This window comes from Mycobacterium sp., from assembly GCF_002863225.1.
GTDB lineage: Bacteria > Actinomycetota > Actinomycetes > Mycobacteriales > Mycobacteriaceae > Mycobacterium.
The window spans coordinates 20,861-41,711 of the sequence record NZ_PKEK01000035.1 but is presented as its reverse complement, the minus strand read 5'-3'; the positions used below and the strand labels follow the sequence as shown (position 1 = coordinate 41,711).

Below are 20,851 nucleotides of genomic sequence, written 5' to 3'. Positions count from 1 at the left end.
GCGCCCGCCATCGTTCGATGGCGCTGTCGTCGAGATTGCCCGTGTTCATCAGTTCGTTCAACTCTTGTCGCGTCGTCAGGTCGGCCAGCTGGTGTGCGGCGATGACCACGCTGGTCGCTTTGCGCTCGATGAGGTCTTGGCCGTCCGGTTTACCGGTGACCGCCTGGGAGCCGAATACTCCGAGCAGGTCGTCGCGCAGTTGGAACGCCTCACCGACCGCCTCGCCGTAGCGGCCCAGCCCGGAGACCGTGCGATCGCTGCAGCTGCTCATGGCCGCGCCGATCTCCAGGGGCCGGCGCACCGTGTAATTGCCCGACTTGCGCCGAGCCACTTCCAGCACAGTGTCCAACGACGGGAGATCGCGGATATCGCTTGCCAGATCGGCGAATTGGCCCACGGCGAGCTCGGTGCGCATGGCGTCATAACGCGGCCAGGCCTGATACAGACTGCGATATTCGACGCCGCTCTCGCGCATCATTTGCTCGGCCCAGATCAGGCAGAGATCGCCCAGCAGGATGGCCGCTGATTCGCCGAATCGTTCCGCCGGACCAGAACGCTTTTGGCTGCGGTGCCATTGGCTGAATTGAACGTGCGCCGAAGGGCGGCCGCGGCGCGACGAGGCTGCGTCCATGACGTCGTCTTGAAGCAGGGCGAACGCGTGCAGCAGCTCCAACCCGGCGGAGGCGAACAGGGCCTCGTCGCTGTCCGGGCAACCGGCCAGCCAGCCCAGATACATGTAGGTAGAGCGCAAGCATTTACCGCCGGCCACGAAGTTCACCAAGATGTCGCCGGCGACTTCCACGCCCGACTCGGCCAGTTCCGCGGAGCACCGACCGGCCACGAAATCGCTGACATGGGCGAGAACCTTGCGGCGCAACCCGATTCGCCACGCCTCGAACTTCGTGGGATCAGACCAGGACTGCTGGTCCAGCTCGGCAGGTGCCGCGGAAGGGGCCAGCGAGAGTGCGCGCACCTCACCCACTTAGGCCCCTCTCGAACGGTCTGCCGACAAACCGTCGGTACGGTTCGGTCTCACGCTTACCTCCTACGAAGCGAAGACAAACACGTTCGCGCTGCTCAAGCAGGTTCGCTTCACAAGATTAAACTTTAACTTACTGAACATCTGGCCGCCTCGCCAGCGGGATATCTCACCCGGATTTGGGTATCACTCCCGCCGGTGGTCGCCGGAGACGGTTGGCGGCGGTGCAGGGCGATGAGGAGGAGCGGCGAAAATGACTCCCGCCGGTGACGATGCAGAGCGAAGCGATGAGGAGGAGCGGCGAAAATGACTCCCGCCGGTGACGATGCAGAGCGAAGCGATGAGGAGGAGCGGCGGACATGACAGCAGCACGACGTGAGCGGGACGCGCTGGTGGCGACGTTTCGCGAGGTAGGTCCGCAAGCGCCGACCCTCTGCGAGGGCTGGAACACCACTGACCTCGCCGCTCACCTGGTGGTGCGCGAACGCCGCCTCGACGCCACCCTGGGGATCGCGGTTCCGTTCCTGGCCGACTACACCGCCGGAGTCCAGGACAAGACCGCCACCTCGAACACCTGGGACGCGCTGATCGACCTGGTGGCATCGGGGCCGCCGCTCTATTCGCCGTTCAAGCTGCTGGACCCCGTTGCCAATCTCGGCGAGATGTTCATTCATCACGAGGACGTCCGCCGAGCGGTCGACGGCTGGGAACCACGGGTGCTGGACGACGCCACCGCGACGCAGTTCCGCCGCCAACTCACGCTGATGAGCCGAATGATGTTGCGAAAGTTGCCCGCTCAGGTCTCTTTGGAGACGCCGGCCGGTGAGCAGATCGCCCGCGTCGGCCGCGGTGACGCGGTGACCATCACCGGGGAGCCGCAGGAGTTGCTGCTGTTCGTGGCGGGCCGCGACGCCGTGCGCGTTCACTTCGACGGTGACGGGCCGGCGGTGGAGGCGGTCCGGACGGCGCCGCGCGGTCTCTAACCTTTGCCCAGCAGATGCCGCAGCGTCTCCTCCAGGCCGGGACGGCGGAAGTGGTGATCGGCCTGCTGTAGCCGGGCGGGCAGCACGCGCTGATTCGCCAACGCGAGTTCCCGCGCACCCTGCTCGCCGAGCAGCACCTTCGGCCCCAGCGGCGGCACCGGTAGCAGCGCGGGCCGGCGCAGCACATGAGCCAGCACGTGGGTGTAGTCCACGTTGCGAACCGGTTGGGCCGCCACCGCGTTGACCGGCCCGGACAGTTCGGTGTCCCACAGCGCCCGGTGGTAGATGTCGACGAGATCGTCGATGCCGATCCACGAGAACCACTGCTGGCCGCTGCCGAGTCGGCCGCCGAGTCCGGCGGCGAACAGCGGCCGAAGCAGCTTCAGCGTTCCGCCGGCGGGGGATTGCACGATCCCGGTTCGCACCCGCACCACGCGGATGCCGGCCTCGTCGGCCGGTGCGGTCGCGTCCTCCCAGTCGGCGACCACATCGGCCAGGAACCCGTCGCCGCGTTCACTGCTCTCGGTGAGCGACTCGTCGCCTCGGTCGTAGCCGTAGTAGCCGACCGCGGACGCGCTGACCAGCGTCTTGGGTCCGTCGGTCGACTGCGCGATCAGCTCGGCCAGCCGGCGGGTCGGCCCAATCCGGCTGTCGCGGATCGCGGCGCGGTGTGCGTCGTTGAACCTCCCCGCGATCGATTCTCCGGCCAGATGGACCACCGCGTCGACGCCGGCCAGCAAATCCGGATCCGGGTTGTCTGGATTCCATTGTCGTTCATCGGGTTTCGTCGTCGAATGCCGCACCAGCCGGATCACCCGGTGGCCGCCGGTGGACAGAAAGGCGGCCAGCTGAGCGCCGACGAGCCCGGACGCACCGGTGATGGCGACGGTGAGCGGGGTCAACCCCCGGGCGGCCGCCTCCCGGTGTACCGCGAAATCGTCGGCCAACTGTTGGTGGCGGTATCGGAACATCGACCGCAGGGCGGCCGCGGGGACGGGCGTCTCGACCCGGTCGATCACGCGGGTGCGTTCGCCGCTGACCTCCTCGAAGTCATGGGTGTGCCGCCAGCGCACGGCCAGCTTGGCGGGCAGGGATGCGAGGCCGTCGGCTCCGATGGCGTCGACGAAGCGGCGCGGCGGGTCGTAGTCGTCCGATTGGTGCTGGGCCACCCAGCGCAGACCGCCCGGCAGCGCCAATTCGGCCCGCCCGTTCTCCAGCGACTCGGCCTCGGCGATCAGCCGCATCGGTGACCACGGCGGCGTGAGCCGGGTGAACGCGCCCGGTCGGCCATGCCATTCGAAAACGTCGTAGATGGGTGCGTCGATGACACTCGAATACTCAATTCCCATGTGGCTGACGGTACCCGTGACTGAGAGATCGGCCGTCTGCTCCACCGGTCGCAAGCACCGGCCGGGCGTCGAGCGGTGGCTACCGATCCGGCAGTGCGTGCTCGACGATGGCCGGCCGCGGAAGGGGTTGGCGTTCGGCGCGCTTGGCCGACAAGTACACCTGCGCGGTCTCGTCGGCGACGGTGTGCCAATCGAAATCTGCGGTGAGGCGCGCCCGGGCGGCCTGCGCGCGGCGCTGAGCCGCGCCCGGATTGTCGAGCACCGCGATGACGGCGTCGGCCAGCCGGGCGACGTCGCGCGGCGGATACGACACGCCGGTCTCGCCGTCGATCACGGCTTCGCCCAGGCCACCGATGTTCGAGGTCGCCAGCGGGGTGCCGGCCGCGGCGGCTTCCAGCGCCGCCAACCCGAACGGTTCGTAGTGGCTGGGCAGTACCGCCACGTCGGCACGATGCAGGGTGGCCAACAGATCGTCGTGATCGAGCCGGCCGACGAAGTGAGTTGCCCTGAGCACCTTGTATTTACGGGCCTGTTCGACGAGCCAGTCCTGCTGGGTGCCCTCGCCCGCGATGGTCAGGGTGGCGCCGGGATGGGCTCGGCGGATCCGGGGCAGCGCGGCGATGGCCTCGTGCACGCCCTTCTCGTATTCGAGCCGCCCGACGTACAACAGTTCCGGCGGCCCGGTGCGCGGATTGCGGCGGGCGAACGGCCAGCGCGCCGCCTCGATACCGTTGCGAATGACGGTGGTCTCGGCCAGGCCGGGTCCGAACAGCTCGCTGATCTCTTCGCTCATCGAGGCCGAACATGCGATGAGGCTGTCGGATTCGCGTACCAGCCATGATTCGACCGCGTGCACCTGCCGACTGATCGGGCCGGAGACCCAGCCGGAATGCCGACCGGCCTCGGTCGCGTGGATCGTGGAAACCATTGGCACGTCGTGAAATTCGGCCAACGCGATGGCCGGGTGCGCGACCAGCCAGTCGTGTGCGTGAACCACGTCGGGACGCCACGGTTCGTCGCTGCCCTGTTGTTTGAGGGCCAGCCCGGCGCGGATCATGGCGTGACCCATGGCCAGCGTCCACGCCATCATGTCGGTGCCGAAAGCGAATTCGTGCGGGTCCTGCGCAGCGGCGACGACACGGACGTTCTCGTCGACTACATCCGACGACGGGTGGGTGCTCGGATCGGTGCCGGTCGGGCGGCGAGACAGCACCACGACTTCGTGGCCCGCGGCGGCGAGTGCCGTCGACAAGTGGTGGACGTGTCGGCCCAATCCGCCGATCACCACCGGCGGGTACTCCCAGGAAACCATCAAGACTTTCATCGCGGCAGCCTCCGGGCATCCAGTGCGCCGAACAAGCCGTCGGCCCGATTCCAGCCGTCGGCCAGCCGCTGTGCCACCTCGCGGCGTCCCGACGCCAGCGCGCCGGCGATTTCACGGGTGGCGTGCGCGTGCAGGTGCGCCCGGTAACGGGCGTAGTCGGCGGCGGAGTCTTTACTCACCATGAACGGCCAATCGCTGGACACCGTCAGTAGTGTCTCGCGGAGGATCTGATCGGCGATGTGGTCGCGGGGAGTCGGGCCGTCCAGCGACGCGGTCTGGGCCAGAGCCTTGTCGACACAGGCCAGGGCGGTGTCGACGACCTCGGTGTTGAGCTGCACGAGGTCGGCGACCTTTTCGCCGGACCACACTTGCCAGTCCTTGCCGGAACCCCATGAGCTGGGCGGCAATTCGACGGCGCTACCGACGAAGCCCGCACCGGCCGCGTCGCTGAGCGTGCCCAGCCGCACCCCCGCCTCCGGCAGCGCCCGCAACACCCGCTCGAGCCATGCCGGGCCCTCGTACCACCAGTGGCCGAACAACTCGGTGTCGAATGCCGCGATCACGTGTGCCGGACGTCCGATCCGCTCGGACTCCGACAACAGCCTGCGCCGCACAACGTCGACGAAGTCCGCGACGTGGCTGTCGATCGCGCGATCGGCGCGTTCGGGGTCGTAGGGCGCCTTCTTGTCCGACGGCACGCCCCGGCCGGTGACGCGGGCCGGTTTGAGTCCGGTGCGGTGGTCGTAGGTGTGGAAGTCGCGGTAGGCGGCGTGACCCGGGTAGCCGGATTTGGGTGACCAGACGCGGTAGCTCACCTGCAGGTCGCGACCGAAAGCGATCACGTCGGTATCGCCGACCGGCCGGCCCAGCGCGGTGTCGCCGTGCAGCGAGGGTCCGTCGACCATGAAGTGGCCGACACCGGCCGCGTCGTAGTCACGTTCCATCCCGGGGGCGTAGGCGCATTCAGGCGCCCAGATCCCAGTTGGCTTGTGCGACAACCGCTGCTGGGCGTCGGCCAGTCCTTCGCGCAGCGCGAATTCGCGCAGCCGCGGGTTCAACAACGGCTGGAAAGGATGGGCCAGGGGGCCACCCAGTAGCTCGACGGCGCCCGCGTCGATCAGTCGCCGCAGCAGCGGACTGGCGCCGTGACGCCAGTAGGTGGTGAAATCGTCGAGCGCCTGCTCGGTTTCGGCCATCTCGCGAATTCCGAAGGCGCGCAGAGCTTCCGGAGCCGAAGCGGGGGAGCCGCCGGTGGCGTCGCCGGGCCGGACGCTGGCGGCCTCGGCGGCGCGCAGGTGCCAGTTGGCCAGCCAATGATGCATCCCGTCAAGGCAATACGGGTCGTCGAGCTGCGCCATCACGACCGGGGTGACGCCCAGGGTGATCAACCGGTGCCGATCCTCGTCGGCCAGTCGCCGAAGAACCTGCAGCAGCGGCAGATACGACGCCGCCCACGACTGGTAGAGCCATTCCTCGCCGACCGGCCAGCGGCCATGGTGGGCCAGCCACGGCAGATGCGTGTGCAGCACCAGGGTGAACATCCCCGGCACGGTCTGCCTCGCCGTCGTCGGCGGGGTCACGGACGGACCGCGATCGCGACGAGATCCAGGCTGTCGTCGATGTGGTGGGACTCGTCGGTGTCCGCGTCGACGATCACGAAGTCGGAGGCTTCGACTGCCGCGACATCGGCCATCAGCTCGGCCGGCCAGGGCGCGTCGGCCACGGCGCGGGCGATCTGGGCGTCGATGATCGAGCCGCCGTGCCGGGCGTCCATTTCGAGCAGGCGCGCTCCGTGGAAGACACCGCTCATCGACAACGACGTGAAGCCGGCGTCGCTCAGCAGCTCCGTCATCTCCGCGGCGTTCAGTTCGCGAGTGTGGAACGGGTTGATCGGGGTGTCGCGTCCTGGCGAGAACGTGATCCGGTTGGGCGTGGACATCAGGAGCACCCCGGACGGGCGCAGGACCCGTGCGCACTCCCGGACGAACTGTGGCTGATCCCACAGGTGCTCGATCACCTGGAAGTTGACCACCACGTCGACCGATTGGTCCGCGAGCGGCAACTGGGCGAGGTTGCCGTGGGTCACCTCGACCCGCGGGTAACGCGCTCGTACATGAGCCACGGTCGCCTGGTCGTAATCGACCGCGGTGACCCGGCGCGCGACCCCGGCGATCAGGTCGGCGCCGTAACCCTCGCCACAGCCCGCCTCGAGCACGTCGAGACCCACGCAGCGCTGCGCCAACTGCTGGTAGACCACCTCGTGACGGCGGAACCAGTAGTTCTCCACGGCGAGGCCCGGGATCGTGCGTTCGCCGGTCAACGGCAAAGCGACGTCCGGGATGTCAGGGATGAATGCGCTCATTGCATAGGCAGGCTAACGCGTGGCGACGGGTTCGCGAATGCCTGACTTCGGGTATTCCTCTGTCTGGAGCATGGCGCCGCTCGCTCCCGAAGGCACGGGGGGACAGAACCTGCAGGACGACCCGCTATGGTGTGAGTGCAAACCACACTAAGTTACCGGTCAGTAACATGCGGGTGCGGTAAGCACATGACGCGAAAAATGTTCTGCGGCTCGCCGCTGCAGGACGCACTCGAGGAGGACGAGCCACTCTCATGACGAACATCGTGGTCCTGATCAAGCAGGTCCCGGACACCTGGTCAGAGCGCAAACTCAAGGACGGCGACTGGACGCTGGACCGTGAGGCCGCCGACGCCGTGCTGGACGAGATCAACGAGCGCGCGGTCGAAGAAGCGCTGCTCATTCGCGAGAAGGAAGCAGCCGACGGCACCGAAGGATCGGTCACCGTGTTGACCGCCGGACCGGAGCGTGCAACCGAGGCGATCCGCAAGGCGCTGTCCATGGGTGCCGACAAGGCCGTGCACCTGCTCGACGAGGGCTTGCACGGCTCGGACGTCGTCCAGACCGGTTGGGCACTGGCCCGGGCACTGGGCACCATCGAGGGCACCGAGCTGGTCATCGCCGGCAACGAGGCCACCGACGGCACAGGCGGCGCGGTTCCGGCCGTCATCGCCGAGTACCTGGGCCTGCCGCAGCTGACGCATCTGCGCAAGCTGTCGCTCGAGGGCGACAAGATCACCGGTGAGCGCGAGACCGATGACGGTGTCTTCGCGGTGGAGGCCACGCTGCCCGCCGTCGTGAGCGTCAACGAGAAGATCAACGAGCCGCGCTTCCCCTCCTTCAAAGGCATCATGGCCGCCAAGAAGAAGGAAGTCACCAAGCTGACGCTGGCTGAGATCGGTGTCGAGGCCGACGAGGTCGGTCTGGACAACGCCGGTACCAAGGTGCTCACGTCGACCCCCAAGCCGCCGAAGACCGCGGGCGAGAAGGTCAGCGACGAGGGCGAGGGCGGCAACGACATCGCCAAGTACCTGGTCGGCCAGAAGATCATCTAAGACGTAAACCTTTAACCGAAAGACACGGAACAACTCATGGCTGAAGTATTGGTGCTCGTCGAGCACGCTGAAGGCGCTGTCAAGAAGGTCACCGCCGAATTGATCACTGCGGCACGCGTTTTGGGTGAACCGGCCGCCGTCGTGGTGGGTAAGCCCGGCACCGCCGAGCCGCTCATCGACGGGCTGAAGTCGGCCGGCGCCGCGAAGATCTACGTCGCCGAGTCAGACACCGCCGAGAACTATTTGGTCACCCCGGTCGTCGACGTGCTCGCCTCGTTGGCCGAATCCGCTTCTCCGGCAGCCGTTTTGCTGGCCGCCAACGCCGACGGCAAGGAGATCGCGGGCCGGCTCGCTGCCCGGATCGGCTCGGGTCTGCTGGTCGACGTCGTCGACGTGCAAGCCGACAACAAGGCGATCTGGTCCATCTTCGGTGGCGCGTTCACCGTCGAGGGTCAGGCCAACGGTGACACCCCGGTGATCACCGTGCGTCCGGGCGCGATCGACGCCGAGCCCTCCGACGGCGCCGGCGAGAAGGTCGACGTCGAGGTTCCCGAGCCCGCCGAGAACGCCACCAAGATCACCTCGCGCGAGCCGGCCGTCGCCGGCGACCGCCCGGAACTCACCGAAGCCACCATCGTGGTCTCGGGCGGTCGCGGTGTCGGCAGCGCCGACAAGTTCACCGTCGTCGAGGAGCTGGCCGATTCGCTGGGTGCCGCAGTGGGCGCATCGCGCGCCGCGGTGGACTCCGGCTACTACCCGGGCCAGTTCCAGGTGGGCCAGACCGGCAAGACCGTCTCGCCGCAGCTCTACATCGCGTTGGGCATCTCCGGGGCCATCCAGCACCGGGCCGGCATGCAGACCTCCAAGACGATCGTCGCGGTCAACAAGGACGAAGAGGCGCCGATCTTCGAGATCGCCGACTACGGCATCGTCGGCGACCTGTTCAAGGTCGCGCCGCAACTCACCGAAGCAGTCAAGACCCGCAAGGGCTGATCTGTCGCGAAAAGCCCCCGCACGCCTGCGCGTGTCGGGGGCTTTTTTGTCCGCGGGCCTAGCCTGGTTGCATGAGCAGCGACCCCCGGCGAGAGCTGGCCCGGGCGGCTGACGGCGGCGGTCCCGGCGCCCAGGCCGCCAGGAGCGCACTCGGCGGCGGGTCGGACGCGGCGCGACTGCGGGCGGCGATCATGGCGCTCACGCACCACCGCGGCCCGGATTCGAGCATCTGTCCCTCCGATGCGGCGCGCGCGGTCGGTGGCTCCGAGTGGCGCAACCTGACCGAGTTGAGTCGCAGCCTCGCTTTCGAATTGGCGTGCGACGGCGACGTGGACATCACCCAGCGCGGTGACGTCGTCGATCCCCGCCGGCCGGCACGTGGACCCATCCGAATCCGGTTGTCGCCACCATGAAGGCCTGGTGAGGTTTGAAATCCCCCGCCCGGGTGAAAAGACAGGTGCTTATCCTCCCAGGAAAGGGCTCGACATGAAGGCAATGGCGCCCGCCGCGATCGCGATCGCGGCGGTTCTGTTCAGTGGTTGTTCGGCTTCTCAAGTGATCAACACCGGTGGTGACACCAAGTGCAAAGACTTCACCACGCAGGACGAGAAGAAGCAGAACGAAGAGATCAGCAAAATGCTGAAGGACAAGAGCGGCTCTGAGCCGGCGAATCTGCAGATCACCGCCACCAGGTTGTCGGCGGCCACCTACTGCCAGACGCTGGGCAAGCCCGAGAGCAAGATCTCCGAGGCTCCGCACGGCTGATTGACATCGGTTGTGCTGCAGGCTTACTCGTTGTGGGCCTGCAGCACCACCATCGCCCTCCCGGCGACCTTGATGGTGTCGCCGGCGGAAGCCGGTTGCGGGTCATCGAGACTGCCGCGCAAGACCGCGCTGTCGACGACAGGCGTCCACGATGGGCCGAATTCCGCAGGGGGCAAGGTGAATTCGATCGGTTCGTGGTGTGCGTTGAAGCAGAGCACAAACGAATCGTCAGTCACCCGCTGTCCGCGCGCGTCGAGGTCGGGGATGCCCAGGCCGTTCAGGTAGACCGCGACCGATTTACCGAACCCCGAACCCCAGTCGTCATCCGTCATTTCCGAGCCGTCTGGGCGGAACCACGAGATATCGAGTTGACCTTCGGCGCCACGCCGTCGAACCGGTAACCCGGTGAAGAACCGCCGACGTCGAAATACCGGATGCGACGCCCGTAGGGCCGACACCGAACGGGTGAACTCCACCAGATCCTCGTCGGCCTTGTCCCAGTGCACCCAGGTGATCTCGTTGTCCTGGCAGAAGCCGTTGTTGTTGCCGTTCTGCGTGCGGCCGAGTTCGTCGCCGTGACAGATCATCGGAACACCTTGAGACAGCAGCGTTGTCGCGAGAAAGTTACGCTGCTGGCGAGAGCGCAGATCGTTGATCTCGGGATCGTCGGTCGGACCTTCGACGCCACAGTTCCAGGACTGGTTGTTGCTCTCGCCGTCGTTGTTGTCCTCGCCGTTGTCCTCGTTGTGCTTTTCGTTGTAGGACACCAGATCGCGCAACGTGAAGCCGTCGTGCGCGGTCACGAAGTTGATCGATGCCACCGGCCGCCGTGCGGTGGATTCGTAGAGGTCGGCCGATCCGGTCAGCCTGGAGGCGAACTCGCCCAGCGTCGCTGCTTCGCCCCGCCAGTAGTCGCGAACCGTGTCGCGGTACTTGCCGTTCCATTCCGTCCACTGCGGCGGGAAGTTGCCGACCTGGTAGCCACCCGGTCCGACATCCCAGGGCTCGGCGATCAGCTTCACCTGGCTGACCACCGGATCCTGTTGCACCAGTTCGAAAAACGCCGACAGTCGGTCGACGTCGTAGAACTCGCGGGCAAGGGTGGACGCCAGGTCGAAACGGAAACCGTCGACGTGCATCTCGGTCACCCAGTACCGCAACGAGTCCATGATCAATTGCAGCGTGTGTGGGTGTCCCACGTTGAGACTGTTGCCGGTACCGGTGTAATCCATGTAGTACTGCAGGTCGTCGTCCACGAGCCGGTAGTACGCGGCGTTGTCGATCCCGCGCATGGACAGGGTCGGGCCCATGTGGTTGCCCTCGGCGGTGTGGTTGTAGACCACGTCGAGGATTACCTCGATGCCCTCTTCGTGCAGCGCGCGGACCATGGTCTTGAACTCCTGCACCTGGCCGCCGGGGGTGCTGCTGGAGGTGTATTTGAAGTCGGGCGCCAGGAAGCCGATGGTGTTGTAGCCCCAGTAGTTCGACAGCCCCTTGTCCACCAACGTGGAGTCGTTCGCGAAGTGGTGCACCGGCATCAGCTCGATCGCGGTGACGCCCAGGGACTTGAGGTGTTCGATGATCACCGGATGCGCAATGCCGGCATAGGTGCCGCGCATCCGCTCCGGAACCTCAGGGTGCAGCTGAGTGAGACCCTTGACGTGCGTCTCGTAGATCACGGTGTCCGCGTATTCGTGGCCGGGCGGACGGTCGTTTCCCCAGTCGAAGAAGGGGTTGATCACCACCGACTTCGGCATGTTGGGTGCGGAGTCGTCATCGTTGCGGCTGTCGGGGTCGCCGAAGTTGTAGCTGAACAACGACTGGTGCCATTCGAAGTTGCCGTCGATCGCCTTGGCGTAGGGATCGAGCAGGAGTTTGTTGGCGTTACACCGGTGGCCCTCGGCCGGGTTGTACGGCCCGTGCACCCGGTAGCCGTAGCGCTGGCCCGGTTCGACGGTCGGCAGAAAACCGTGCCAGACGAAACCGTCCACCTCGTTGAGCGTCACCCTGGACTCGCTGCCGTCAGCGTCGAAGAGGCAGAGCTCCACCTTCTCCGCGACCTCGCTGAACACCGCGAAATTGGTGCCGGATCCGTCATAGGTGGCACCCAGCGGATAGGCCTTGCCCGGCCACTGCTCGATGCGTTTCGATTCCGCCACGAGGCCCGCTTTCATTCGGGGGCCACAAGACGCGACCCGACGGTGCAGGTTACCCGCCGTGCGGCGAGTCACACATGCTGTGAAGCGGGGCACAATGAGGGTGTGACGCCGTGGCCGACCCCTGACAAACCCGGACCTGGACAGGAATCGGTGTGGGACTACCCGCGACCGCCCAGGCTGGAGGAATTCGCCGGCTCGATCACCGTCGAGCTGGGTGGCCGGACGATCGCATCGACCACCCGCGGCTGGCGGGTGCTGGAGACCAGTCATCCGCCGACCTACTACCTGCCCGAAACCGCGTTCGACGCCGGGGTGCTGCGGCCCGCCGACGGTGCGTCATGGTGCGAATGGAAGGGGCAGGCAACGTATTACGACCTATGCACCGATGGCCGGGTCGCGCCGCGGGCGGCATGGACCTACCTGCGACCCACCCCCGGTTTCGTGGCGCTGGCGGGTGCGATCGCGGTGATGGCCGCGGCCGTGGATCGTTGCACCGTCAACGGAGAAGAGGTGACGCCCCAGCCGGGTGGTTTCTACGGCGGTTGGGTCACCAGTTGGATTGTCGGTCCCTTCAAGGGAATTCCAGGATCGATGGGGTGGTGACGGTCGACTACGGGCCGGCGGTCGCGATCGCTTCGATGCGGCGTAGCGCGATCGCGCACACCGACAGATAGGGAGCCGCCCACAGCGGCGCTGACATACTTGCTCGCGCCCCGCCGTCGGCCGGCTCGACTCGGTGATGGGTTGCCGGGATGCCGGCCACTCTCCAAGCCCAATGCCGGCCAGGTTCGAACTCGGTGATGGTGAACGGGGCGGAAACTCCCAATGATGTACGCACCGAACCGGTTACACCCGATTCCAGGCTGGTGTACGGGTGATCGAGCGAGGCCCCGCTGACCGTCGGCCCCCAGATGGGCCACTTATCGAGGTCGACGAGAACGCTCCACACCACCGACGGTGGCGCAGCGATGAAGCGGTCGACGGCAAGCATTACGGCGCCCGCCCGCCCAGACTTCGTTGCTGTTCGACGACATCGCCGAGATCGCGGAGTCGACGCATTCCGGCCAGCGGCTGGTTCATCCGGTAGTTGTTCGCCAGGTGTTCGGCGTTGCGGTCCAGGAACGACCAGTAACCGCCGGTGAACGGGCAGGCGTGATCGCCTACTCGCTCGCTGGGACGGTAACGGCAGTCGCCGCAATAGTTGCTCATCCGGTTGATGTACGCGCCGCCGGAGACGTACGGCTTGGTCGCCATCAGCCCACCGTCGGCGTGCTGGGACATGCCCACCACATTGGCCACCATCACCCACTCGTAACCGTCGACGAAGCAGCGATGGAACCAGTCGGTCATCGCGGCCGGGTTCCAGCCGCGCTGCAGGGCATAGTTCGACAGCACCATCAGTCGCGGAATGTGATGCACCCAGCCGTGATCGCGAACCTGCGCCAGCACGTCCTTGAGGCAGTTCGCCTCCACCGCGTCGGCGTCCAATTCGGCGAACCACTTCGGCACCCGGGTACGGGCCTCCAGCGCGTTGCGCCGTCGGTAGCTGCGCCCGAAGTGCCAGTAGACATGCCAGATGTAGTCGCGCCAGCCGATCAGCTGCCGTATGTAACCCTCGACGCTTCCCAATGGCGCCTTGCCCGACCGGTAGGCGTCCTCGGCGGCGTACGCGCAGTCGAGCGGGTCGAGCAAGCCGAGATTCATCGGTGCCGAGAGCAGGCTGTGCGCCATGAAGCGATCGCCGCTGAGGATGGCGTCTTCGTGAGGGCCGAAGTGCGGCAAGCGGTCTCGAATGAACACCTTCAGCGCCTGCTGTGCTTCGGCTGCGGTGACGGCGAACTCCCGCGGGCCGTCGCGGCCGACGAACGACACGTCGCCGTCGCGTTCCCAGCGGTCGAGGTCTTCGCGGACCTTTTCGTCGATCTCGTCCTCGTCGGGCCGCCATGGCGCCTTGATCCCGAGATCGCTGCTCTTGGGTGCGGGCTCACGATTGTCCGCATCGAAATTCCACCGCCCCTGCGCGGGCTGGTTGCCCTCCATCAGCAGGTCGAAGCGCTTTCGCGCATCGCGGTAGAAGTTCTCCATCTTCAGGGTTCCGTGGCCCTCGGCCCACTTGCCGAATGCTTCGCGGTCGGTGCAGAATCCGCGAGCCGGAAGAACCTCCACGCCCGGCAGCGACCGGACGAACCGGTCGGCCGCCCACGAGGTGGGCTGGCACACGCTGAGCGGCTCGTCCAGCTGGTCGAGTGCCTCCCGGTAGGTGCGGGTCCGCAGGAACGTGGCCTGGTCGCCGAGTTCGGCCGCGCGGTGGCGTAACGCGGAGAGCACGAGGTGGGCTTTCTGCCGGTGGAAGCGGCGGCGGCTGAACACGGCGCGCGATTCGACCAGCAGGACCGGCTGGTCGGGTTGGTCGAGGAAATGTGGCCCGAGCTGGTCGGCGAAACACCAGCGCCGGGTGTCGGAACTCATACCGGTGCCATACCCTCGCGGACAGATTCTGAACCAGGAGGGACGCGATGTCAGACGCAGTGTCGGCACTGGGCGATGAGAAGTTCGTATCGCTGACGACGTTCAAGAAAGACGGCACCGCCGTGGCGACGCCGATGTGGATCGGGCGGGACGGCGATCACCTCTTCGTCTGGACGCCCGCCGACAGTTGGAAGGCCAAGCGGGCCAAGAACAATCCACGGGTCCTGCTGGTGCCGTGCAGTCGGCGCGGGAAGGTCCACGACGGCGCCCACCCGGTAGAGGGTGTCGCCGAGGTGATCACCGAGCCCGCCACCGTTGAGCGTCTGGCCGACGTGATCCACCGCAAGTACGGCTTCGAGTTCACCATCGTCACGTTCATCGAGCGCATCCTGGCGCGCGGATCAAAGCCGCGACTGGTTCTGCGGATCGCTGTCTAGCCGAGCCGGATATCGAAGCCCTCGAGGGTTTCGGCGCTGCGCCAGGCCTCCAGGATGTCGGCGTATTCGGTTGGGCTGCCGAAGAAGAAGCTGTCTTTGTTGAGTCGTGCACTCGCTTGGCCCTCGCGGTTGTAGTAGCCGGGGGTGCATGCCTCGCGCCGTCCGGCGATGACGCTGGAGCGCTGGACGACGGTGTCGACCCAGGCGGCCTCGGCATCGGCGGTGGCCTCGACTTCGCCGGCGTCGTGTTGCAGCGCCCACGCGATGACCCAGGCGATGTGTCGGGACTGGGTGTCGATCAGGTACGGGAAGTTCACCGTGAAGCCGGATTGCGCGATGCTCTCGATGAAGCAGTTCGGAAAGCCGTTGACGTGCAGGCCGTGCAGAGTGCGGACACCGTCGGACCACTTCTCGGTGAGGGTGAGCCCGTCGTGGCCGACGATGTCGAAGCCGGTGCGCTGCGAGTAGCTGGTGCCGACCTCGAACCCGGTGGCGAAAATCAGGCAGTCCAAGGGGTATTCGACCCCGTCCACCACGACGCCGGCGGCGGTGATCTGCTCGACTCCGAGACCGTGGGTATTGACCAGTGTGACGTTGCCGCGGTTGAACGCCTGCAGATACTCGTCGTGGAAGCACGGCCGCTTGCAGTAGTAGCCGTACCAGGGCTTGAGCGCCTCGGCCGTCGTGGAGTCGGTGACAATGGCCTCGACCCGGGCCCTGATCTCCTCCATTTTGGCGAAGTCGGCCATCTCGGCGGCGTTCGGGCCGCCTTCGTTGACGATCGGCATCGTCCTGGTGAGGCTGGTCCATGCATCGTCGACCAGATCCTCGTCGGATGACCCTCCGGCAGTGAGGATTTGGAAGTTCTCCATCCGTCGCCGCTGCCAACCCGGTTCCAGCGACGCGGCCCAGTCCGGCTCGGTCGGGCGGTTGGCCCGCACGTCGACTGTCGATGGAGTCCTCTGGAAGACGAACAACTCTCCGGCTGCCTCGGCGAGCCTCGGCACGCACTGGATGGCGGTTGCGCCGGTGCCGACGATTCCGACCCGCTTGTCGGACAATGCGCCCAAGTCCTCGCCGGTGTAGTCGTAGTCCCAGCGACTGGTGTGGAAGGTGTGTCCGGCGAAGTCGGTAATACCCGCGATCCCAGGCAGTTTCGGCTTCTGCAGGTAGCCGTTGGCCATCGCCACGAATCGGGCGCGAATCTCGTCACCGCGATCGGTCGAGATGATCCATCGGGAAGTACCCGGCTCCCAACGGATTTCCTGCACCTCGGTCTGCAGGCACGCGTCGCGGTACAAGTCGAAATGCTCGGCGATGCGGCGACAGTGCTTCCAGATCTCGGCACCCTTGGCGTATTTCTCGGTCGGTATGTAGCCGAGCTCCTCGAGAAGTGGCATGTAGACATAGGACTCGACGTCGCAGGCGATCCCGGGATACCGGTTCCAGTACCAGGTTCCGCCGACGTCGGCGGCCTTGTCGATCAGGCGGACGTTGTCCACGCCGAGTTGCTTACAGCGCGCCCCGATCAGCAGTCCGCCGAAGCCGGCCCCGACCACGGCCACATCGACCGAGTCCCTGATCGGGGCGCGGTCGAAGTCCGGGTTAGCCCACGGGTCGTCGCCGAACTTGCTGAAAGCGCCCGCGATCTCGACATATTGGGAGATGCCGTCGCCACGTAACCGGCGTTGCCGTTCTTCGGCGTATTTGAGGCGCAGCTTGTCGGGATCGAAGCCATCCCCAGCCTGGCCAGACGTCACGGCTGAATAGTGGACCAATTTTGTGACCCAGGCAACGTCGCCCGCTTCCCAATGTTTGGAATTGGGCTGCGACATCGTCATCTACCGTGCATGGACACGTTACGGCGACGATGCCAATTAGCTGGACAACGACGCAACAGTGGCGCACATGCGTACCGAATCGGTCCTCATACCCGCTTCGCAGGCACGTTCATCGACAGAACCGCGCTATTCGCTGCTGCTGTCGACAGACCCCGATGACATCGAGTCTGCTCAGCGCCTGCGTTACGACGTGTTCAGCCGCGAGCCCGGGTTTACGCTCAGCGGCGACGGTCTCGACGCCGATTGCTTCGACGAGCACTGTGACCACCTGCTGGTGCGCGAGGAGAGCTCCGGCCAACTGGTCGGTTGCTATCGCATGCTGACGCCAGTCGGTGCTGTGGCGGCCGGAGGGCTTTACACCGCAACGGAATTCGACATTCGGTCGCTGGATTCGTTGCGGCCCTCACTGGTGGAGATGGGCCGGGCGGCGGTGCACAACGAGCACCGCAACGGTGCCGTCGTGCTGCTGATGTGGGCCGGCATCCTGGCCTATCTCGACCGCTGCGACTACGACTACGTCACCGGTTGCGTATCGGTACCGGTGGCGGCGGACGGTGAACCGCCGGGCACGCAGATCCGCGGGGTGCGCGACTTCGTGTCGCGACGCCATGCCGCGCCGGCCGACTACCGGGTGGTGCCGCGGCGGCCGGTGATCATCGACGGGTGCTCGCTCGACGAGATCGCACCGCCCGCACGACCCGTCCTACCGCCGCTGATGCGGGGATACCTGCGGTTGGGTGCGCGCATCTGCGGTGAGCCGGCCCATGACCCGGACTTCGGCGTCGGAGATTTCCCCGCTCTGCTGGACAAGCGCGAGGCCGACACCCGCTACCTGCGGCGCCTCCGCTCGATGACGGCGGCCACCGAAGCCGCGGGCCGGGCGGTCTGATGAGCGCTCCCGCGCCGCGCGACCACGCCTGGCTGCCGCGGGCGACCTGCGACACCAGCTGCATCCCGGTCGGCGGCTACCGGGCGACCCGCCGAGTGTTCGTGACGCTGCGGGTGGCCCGGCGATTCGCCCTGCTGGTGCTTCTCGCACCGGCCCTACCGCTGCTGGCGGGGGTGCTGCCGGGCTGGTCGAAGTCGCGGCAGATCTACTGCCGCGTGCTGCTGTGCTGCCTCGGCGTCAAGGTCGCCGTGTCGGGTGGTCCGATCCGCAATCTGCCCGGTGTGCTGGTGGTCAGCGACCACATGTCGTGGCTGGACATCCTGACGATCGGCGCGGCGCTGCCGTCCAGCCGGTGGAAGGCCTCGCCGCTGTCGTTCGTGGCCCGCGCCGACGTGGCCACCACCTGGGCGGTTCGGATGATGGCCCGCATCGTCAAGGTCATCCCGATCGAGCGCGCCAAGCTGCGTCAGCTGCCCGAGGTGGTGGCCGGCGTCGCGGCTCGGTTGTACGCCGGCCACACGGTGGTGGCCTTCCCGGAGGGCACCACCTGGTGCGGCCGATCCGGGGACGGAGCGGGCCGCGCCGCGGCCCGAGGAGAAGCCGCAACACCGAGCCCGAGCGGTCATTCCCACCAGGGGGCGGGGCCCTACTACCCGGCGATGTTCCAGGCCGCCGTCGACACCGGCCGACCGGTCCAGCCGCTGCGGCTGCGGTACACGCACCGCGACGGCAGTGTGTCGACAGTGCCGGCCTACATCGGCAACGACACGCTGCTGGCATCGATCGGGCGGCTGATGGTCGCCCGCCGCACGGTGGCGAACATCTACGTCGAATCGCTGCAGCTGCCGGGAACCGATCGGCGGGAGCTGGCCCGTCGCTGCCAAGCGGCCGTCCGGGTCGCTGCTACACCGCCCTCGGATCACGACCGGCGGGCATCGGTGCTGGCTTCCTGACCCGCCGGAGGCGCTCGCTATCCTGGGCAGGTCATGGTCTACCTGGATCACGCTGCCACCTCCCCGATGCACCCCGCGGCCGTCGAGGCGATGACGGCCGTCCTGAGCACCGTCGGCAACGCCTCGTCGCTGCACGCCACCGGTCGTCTCGCGCGCCGGCGGATGGAGGAGGCCCGCGAGCTGATCGCGGCCAAACTCGGTGCCCGGCCGTCCGAGGTGATCTTCACCGCCGGCGGCACCGAGAGTGACAACCTGGCCGTCAAGGGCATCTACTGGGCGCGCCGAGACGCGGAGCCGCGCCACCGTCGGATCATCACCACCGAGGTCGAACATCACGCCGTGCTGGATGCGGTGATCTGGCTCGCCGAGCACGAGGGCGCCGAGGTGACCTGGCTGCCGACGGGCGCGGACGGATCGGTGTCCGCGGCATCGCTACGGGACGCGCTGGAGCAACACGACGACGTCGCGCTGGTCACGGTGATGTGGGCGAACAACGAGGTCGGCACGATCATGCCGATCGACGAACTGGCTGCGGTGGCGGCTGAATTCGACATCCCCATGCACAGCGACGCGGTGCAGGCGGTGGGCCAGCTGCCGGTCGACTTCGGGGCCAGCCAGTTGTCGGCGATGAGCGTGGCCGCGCACAAGTTCGGCGGTCCGGTGGGCGCGGGTGCGCTGCTGCTGCGCCGCGACGTCAGCACCACGCCGATGTCGCATGGCGGCGGTCAAGAGCGTGACATTCGTTCCGGTACACCCGATGTCGCCTCAGCCGTCGGCATGGCCACCGCAATCGAGATCGCCGTCGACGGGTTGGAGGCCAACAGTGCGAGGCTGCGACTGCTGCGTGATCGCCTGATCGCCGGCGTGCTGGCCGCGGTCGAGGACACCCGCCTCAACGGCGCCACCGGCGTCCGTCGACTGCCCGGCAACGCGCACTTCACCTTCGACGGGTGTGAGGGTGATGCGTTGCTGATGTTGTTGGACGCCAACGGGATCGAGTGTTCGACCGGATCGGCGTGCACGGCAGGCGTTGCGCAGCCGTCGCATGTGTTGATCGCGATGGGTGCCGACGCCGCCAGCGCCCGGGGATCACTTCGCCTGTCGCTGGGGCACACCAGCGTCGAATCCGACGTCGACGCGGCGTTGCAGGTGATACCCGGCGCCGTGGCGCGGGCCCGGCAGGCGGCGCTCGCCACCGCGGGGGTGTCCCGGTGAGGGTGCTCGCGGCGATGAGCGGAGGGGTCGACTCCTCGGTCGCCGCCGCCCGGATGGTCGACGCCGGTCACGACGTGGTCGGAGTGCATCTGGCCCTGTCGCATGCACCCGGCACGCTGCGCACCGGCTCGCGCGGATGCTGTTCCAAAGAGGACGCCGGTGACGCTCGACGAGTCGCCGATGTGCTCGGGATCCCGTTCTACGTATGGGATTTCGCGGACAAGTTCAAAGAAGATGTGATCGATGACTTCGTGTCGTCGTATGCCCGCGGTGAAACCCCCAATCCGTGCGTGCGGTGCAACGAGCGAATCAAGTTCTCCGCGTTGTCCGCTCGCGCGCTGGCGCTGGGGTTCGACGCGGTCGCGACGGGTCACTACGCGCGGCTTTCGGATGGACGGCTGCGCCGCGCCGTCGACGCCGACAAAGACCAGTCCTACGTGCTCGCAGTGCTGACCGCCGGGCAGCTGCGGCACGCGGCGTTCCCGATCGGAGACACCCCGAAATCGCAGATCCGCGCCGAGGCGGCCCGCCGCGGTCTGTCGGTCGCCGAGAAACCGGACAGCCACGACATCTGCTTCATCCCGTCGGGCGACACCCGCGCATTTCTGGGTGCGCACATCGGCGTGCGCCGCGGCTCGGTGGTCGACCAGGGTGGCGCGGTGCTGGCCACCCACGACGGCGTGCACGGTTTCACCATCGGCCAGCGCAAGGGGCTGGGCATCGCCGGTCCGGGGCCGGACGGTCAGCCGCGCTACGTCACCGCGATCGACGCCGAGAGCGGCACCGTGCAGGTCGGATCGGCGGCTGATTTGGAGATCTGGCAACTGACGGGCCACCGACCGGTGTTCACCGCGGGCTCCGCGCCCGGCGGGGTGATCGACTGCGCGGTACAGGTGCGTGCCCACGGTGAAGCGGTCGACGCGGAGGCGCAACTGGTCGGCGAGCAACTGTCGGTGCGGCTGCGCAGCCCGTTGCGGGGTGTGGCGCCAGGCCAGACCTTGGTGCTGTACCGCCGCGACGCGGACGGCGACGAGGTGCTGGGCAGCGCCACCATCGCCGCGGCGTCCTGACACGCCTGAGC

The 20,851-nt window shown here is 67.1% G+C and carries 19 protein-coding genes and 1 pseudogene; 11 read left to right on the top strand and 9 right to left on the bottom strand.

Annotation, left to right across the window (positions count from 1 at the left end; all coding sequences use genetic code 11):
• Positions 1 to 22: 22 nt before the first annotated feature.
• Positions 23 to 769, bottom strand: a pseudogene (locus CYU59_RS08400) (polyprenyl synthetase family protein); the annotation flags it as partial.
• Positions 770 to 1,338: 569 nt separating this feature from the next.
• Here CYU59_RS08400 and CYU59_RS08395 point away from each other — a divergent pair.
• Positions 1,339 to 1,962 (top strand): TIGR03085 family metal-binding protein, encoded by a 624-nt coding sequence (locus tag CYU59_RS08395; protein ID WP_292981614.1) that lies wholly within the window; start codon positions 1,339 to 1,341, stop codon positions 1,960 to 1,962.
• Here the strand turns inward: CYU59_RS08395 and CYU59_RS08390 are convergent.
• The 4 genes from CYU59_RS08390 to CYU59_RS08375 form a co-directional block, all read right to left on the bottom strand.
• On the bottom strand, positions 1,959 to 3,311 hold the full coding sequence (locus CYU59_RS08390) for a TIGR01777 family oxidoreductase (RefSeq protein ID WP_292981611.1): 1,353 nt from the start codon (positions 3,309 to 3,311) through the stop codon (positions 1,959 to 1,961). The two genes, CYU59_RS08395 and CYU59_RS08390, sit on opposite strands and share 4 nt — an antisense overlap.
• Positions 3,312 to 3,390: 79 nt before the next feature.
• Complete coding sequence (locus CYU59_RS08385; protein WP_292981608.1) at positions 3,391 to 4,635, bottom strand: glycosyltransferase family 4 protein; 1,245 nt, start codon at positions 4,633 to 4,635, stop codon at positions 3,391 to 3,393.
• Positions 4,632 to 6,176 carry a glycoside hydrolase family 57 protein gene (locus tag CYU59_RS08380; RefSeq protein ID WP_292981685.1) on the bottom strand — a complete coding sequence of 515 codons (1,545 nt, stop codon included), beginning with the start codon at positions 6,174 to 6,176 and terminating at the stop codon, positions 4,632 to 4,634. Before CYU59_RS08380 ends, CYU59_RS08385 begins: the two co-directional genes overlap by 4 nt.
• A 35-nt stretch (positions 6,177 to 6,211) precedes the next feature.
• Positions 6,212 to 6,997, bottom strand: coding sequence for a class I SAM-dependent methyltransferase (locus tag CYU59_RS08375; protein ID WP_292981605.1), 786 nt, complete (start codon positions 6,995 to 6,997; stop codon positions 6,212 to 6,214).
• A gap of 251 nt (positions 6,998 to 7,248) precedes the next feature.
• Here CYU59_RS08375 and CYU59_RS08370 point away from each other — a divergent pair, with 251 nt between their 5' ends.
• The 4 genes from CYU59_RS08370 (at position 7,249) to CYU59_RS08355 (ending at position 9,807) form a co-directional block, all read left to right on the top strand.
• Complete coding sequence (locus CYU59_RS08370; protein WP_292981603.1) at positions 7,249 to 8,049, top strand: electron transfer flavoprotein subunit beta/FixA family protein; 801 nt, start codon at positions 7,249 to 7,251, stop codon at positions 8,047 to 8,049.
• A 36-nt stretch (positions 8,050 to 8,085) separates the two neighbouring features.
• A complete protein-coding gene (locus tag CYU59_RS08365) occupies positions 8,086 to 9,042 on the top strand; it encodes an electron transfer flavoprotein subunit alpha/FixB family protein (RefSeq protein WP_292981600.1) in 957 nt (318 codons plus the stop codon).
• 71 nt (positions 9,043 to 9,113) lie between these two features.
• Positions 9,114 to 9,455: a DUF3253 domain-containing protein gene (locus CYU59_RS08360; RefSeq protein WP_292981597.1), complete on the top strand. Its 342-nt coding sequence runs from the start codon at positions 9,114 to 9,116 to the stop codon at positions 9,453 to 9,455.
• A gap of 73 nt (positions 9,456 to 9,528) precedes the next feature.
• Positions 9,529 to 9,807, top strand: coding sequence for a hypothetical protein (locus CYU59_RS08355; RefSeq protein ID WP_292981594.1), 279 nt, complete (start codon positions 9,529 to 9,531; stop codon positions 9,805 to 9,807).
• A 23-nt stretch (positions 9,808 to 9,830) separates the two neighbouring features.
• Here the strand turns inward: CYU59_RS08355 and glgX are convergent, their stop codons facing one another.
• Entirely contained in the window at positions 9,831 to 11,966 is a 2,136-nt protein-coding gene (gene glgX / locus CYU59_RS08350; RefSeq protein ID WP_292981591.1) for a glycogen debranching protein GlgX, read from the bottom strand.
• 102 nt (positions 11,967 to 12,068) lie between these two features.
• Here glgX and CYU59_RS08345 point away from each other — a divergent pair, with 102 nt between their 5' ends.
• Positions 12,069 to 12,569: a DUF427 domain-containing protein gene (locus tag CYU59_RS08345; protein WP_292981588.1), complete on the top strand. Its 501-nt coding sequence runs from the start codon at positions 12,069 to 12,071 to the stop codon at positions 12,567 to 12,569.
• A 7-nt stretch (positions 12,570 to 12,576) separates the two neighbouring features.
• Here the strand turns inward: CYU59_RS08345 and CYU59_RS08340 are convergent, their stop codons facing one another.
• Positions 12,577 to 12,957 carry an SRPBCC family protein gene (locus CYU59_RS08340; RefSeq protein ID WP_292981585.1) on the bottom strand — a complete coding sequence of 127 codons (381 nt, stop codon included), beginning with the start codon at positions 12,955 to 12,957 and terminating at the stop codon, positions 12,577 to 12,579.
• Entirely contained in the window at positions 12,957 to 14,435 is a 1,479-nt protein-coding gene (locus tag CYU59_RS08335; protein WP_292981582.1) for a cryptochrome/photolyase family protein, read from the bottom strand. Before CYU59_RS08335 ends, CYU59_RS08340 begins: the two co-directional genes overlap by 1 nt.
• Positions 14,436 to 14,482: 47 nt before the next feature.
• Between CYU59_RS08335 and CYU59_RS08330 the strand changes: the two genes are divergently transcribed.
• Entirely contained in the window at positions 14,483 to 14,872 is a 390-nt protein-coding gene (locus CYU59_RS08330) for a PPOX class F420-dependent oxidoreductase (RefSeq protein ID WP_292981579.1), read from the top strand.
• On the opposite strand, the gene CYU59_RS08325 is transcribed toward CYU59_RS08330, so the two are convergent.
• Positions 14,869 to 16,632, bottom strand: a complete 1,764-nt coding sequence (locus CYU59_RS08325; RefSeq protein WP_292981577.1) for an NAD(P)/FAD-dependent oxidoreductase — start codon at positions 16,630 to 16,632, stop codon at positions 14,869 to 14,871. The two genes, CYU59_RS08330 and CYU59_RS08325, sit on opposite strands and share 4 nt — an antisense overlap.
• Positions 16,633 to 16,780: 148 nt before the next feature.
• On the opposite strand from CYU59_RS08325, the gene CYU59_RS08320 reads away from it, so the two are divergent.
• From CYU59_RS08320 to mnmA, 4 genes are read left to right on the top strand one after another with little or no spacing between them, the layout of a single operon-like run.
• A complete protein-coding gene (locus CYU59_RS08320) occupies positions 16,781 to 17,602 on the top strand; it encodes a GNAT family N-acyltransferase (protein WP_292981574.1) in 822 nt (273 codons plus the stop codon).
• Positions 17,602 to 18,555 carry a lysophospholipid acyltransferase family protein gene (locus CYU59_RS08315; RefSeq protein ID WP_292981571.1) on the top strand — a complete coding sequence of 318 codons (954 nt, stop codon included), beginning with the start codon at positions 17,602 to 17,604 and terminating at the stop codon, positions 18,553 to 18,555. The genes CYU59_RS08320 and CYU59_RS08315 overlap by 1 nt, the downstream gene beginning before the upstream one ends.
• A 33-nt stretch (positions 18,556 to 18,588) precedes the next feature.
• Positions 18,589 to 19,770, top strand: coding sequence for a cysteine desulfurase family protein (locus CYU59_RS08310; protein WP_292981568.1), 1,182 nt, complete (start codon positions 18,589 to 18,591; stop codon positions 19,768 to 19,770).
• Positions 19,767 to 20,840, top strand: coding sequence for a tRNA 2-thiouridine(34) synthase MnmA (gene mnmA, locus CYU59_RS08305; protein ID WP_292981566.1), 1,074 nt, complete (start codon positions 19,767 to 19,769; stop codon positions 20,838 to 20,840). The genes CYU59_RS08310 and mnmA overlap by 4 nt, the downstream gene beginning before the upstream one ends.
• Positions 20,841 to 20,851: the final 11 nt, after the last annotated feature.

Bases quoted from the DNA above. Each gene is read 5' to 3' on its own strand.
- CYU59_RS08395 (WP_292981614.1), top strand. From the start codon at position 1,339: ATGACAGCAGCACGACGTGAGCGGGACGCGCTGGTGGCGACGTTTCGC.
- CYU59_RS08390 (WP_292981611.1), bottom strand. From the start codon at position 3,311: ATGGGAATTGAGTATTCGAGTGTCATCGACGCACCCATCTACGACGTT.
- CYU59_RS08385 (WP_292981608.1), bottom strand. From the start codon at position 4,635: ATGAAAGTCTTGATGGTTTCCTGGGAGTACCCGCCGGTGGTGATCGGC.
- CYU59_RS08380 (WP_292981685.1), bottom strand. From the start codon at position 6,176: ATGTTCACCCTGGTGCTGCACACGCATCTGCCGTGGCTGGCCCACCAT.
- CYU59_RS08375 (WP_292981605.1), bottom strand. From the start codon at position 6,997: ATGAGCGCATTCATCCCTGACATCCCGGACGTCGCTTTGCCGTTGACC.
- CYU59_RS08370 (WP_292981603.1), top strand. From the start codon at position 7,249: ATGACGAACATCGTGGTCCTGATCAAGCAGGTCCCGGACACCTGGTCA.
- CYU59_RS08365 (WP_292981600.1), top strand. From the start codon at position 8,086: ATGGCTGAAGTATTGGTGCTCGTCGAGCACGCTGAAGGCGCTGTCAAG.
- CYU59_RS08360 (WP_292981597.1), top strand. From the start codon at position 9,114: ATGAGCAGCGACCCCCGGCGAGAGCTGGCCCGGGCGGCTGACGGCGGC.
- CYU59_RS08355 (WP_292981594.1), top strand. From the start codon at position 9,529: ATGAAGGCAATGGCGCCCGCCGCGATCGCGATCGCGGCGGTTCTGTTC.
- CYU59_RS08340 (WP_292981585.1), bottom strand. From the start codon at position 12,957: ATGCTTGCCGTCGACCGCTTCATCGCTGCGCCACCGTCGGTGGTGTGG.
- CYU59_RS08335 (WP_292981582.1), bottom strand. From the start codon at position 14,435: ATGAGTTCCGACACCCGGCGCTGGTGTTTCGCCGACCAGCTCGGGCCA.
- CYU59_RS08330 (WP_292981579.1), top strand. From the start codon at position 14,483: ATGTCAGACGCAGTGTCGGCACTGGGCGATGAGAAGTTCGTATCGCTG.
- CYU59_RS08320 (WP_292981574.1), top strand. From the start codon at position 16,781: ATGCGTACCGAATCGGTCCTCATACCCGCTTCGCAGGCACGTTCATCG.
- CYU59_RS08315 (WP_292981571.1), top strand. From the start codon at position 17,602: ATGAGCGCTCCCGCGCCGCGCGACCACGCCTGGCTGCCGCGGGCGACC.
- CYU59_RS08310 (WP_292981568.1), top strand. From the start codon at position 18,589: ATGGTCTACCTGGATCACGCTGCCACCTCCCCGATGCACCCCGCGGCC.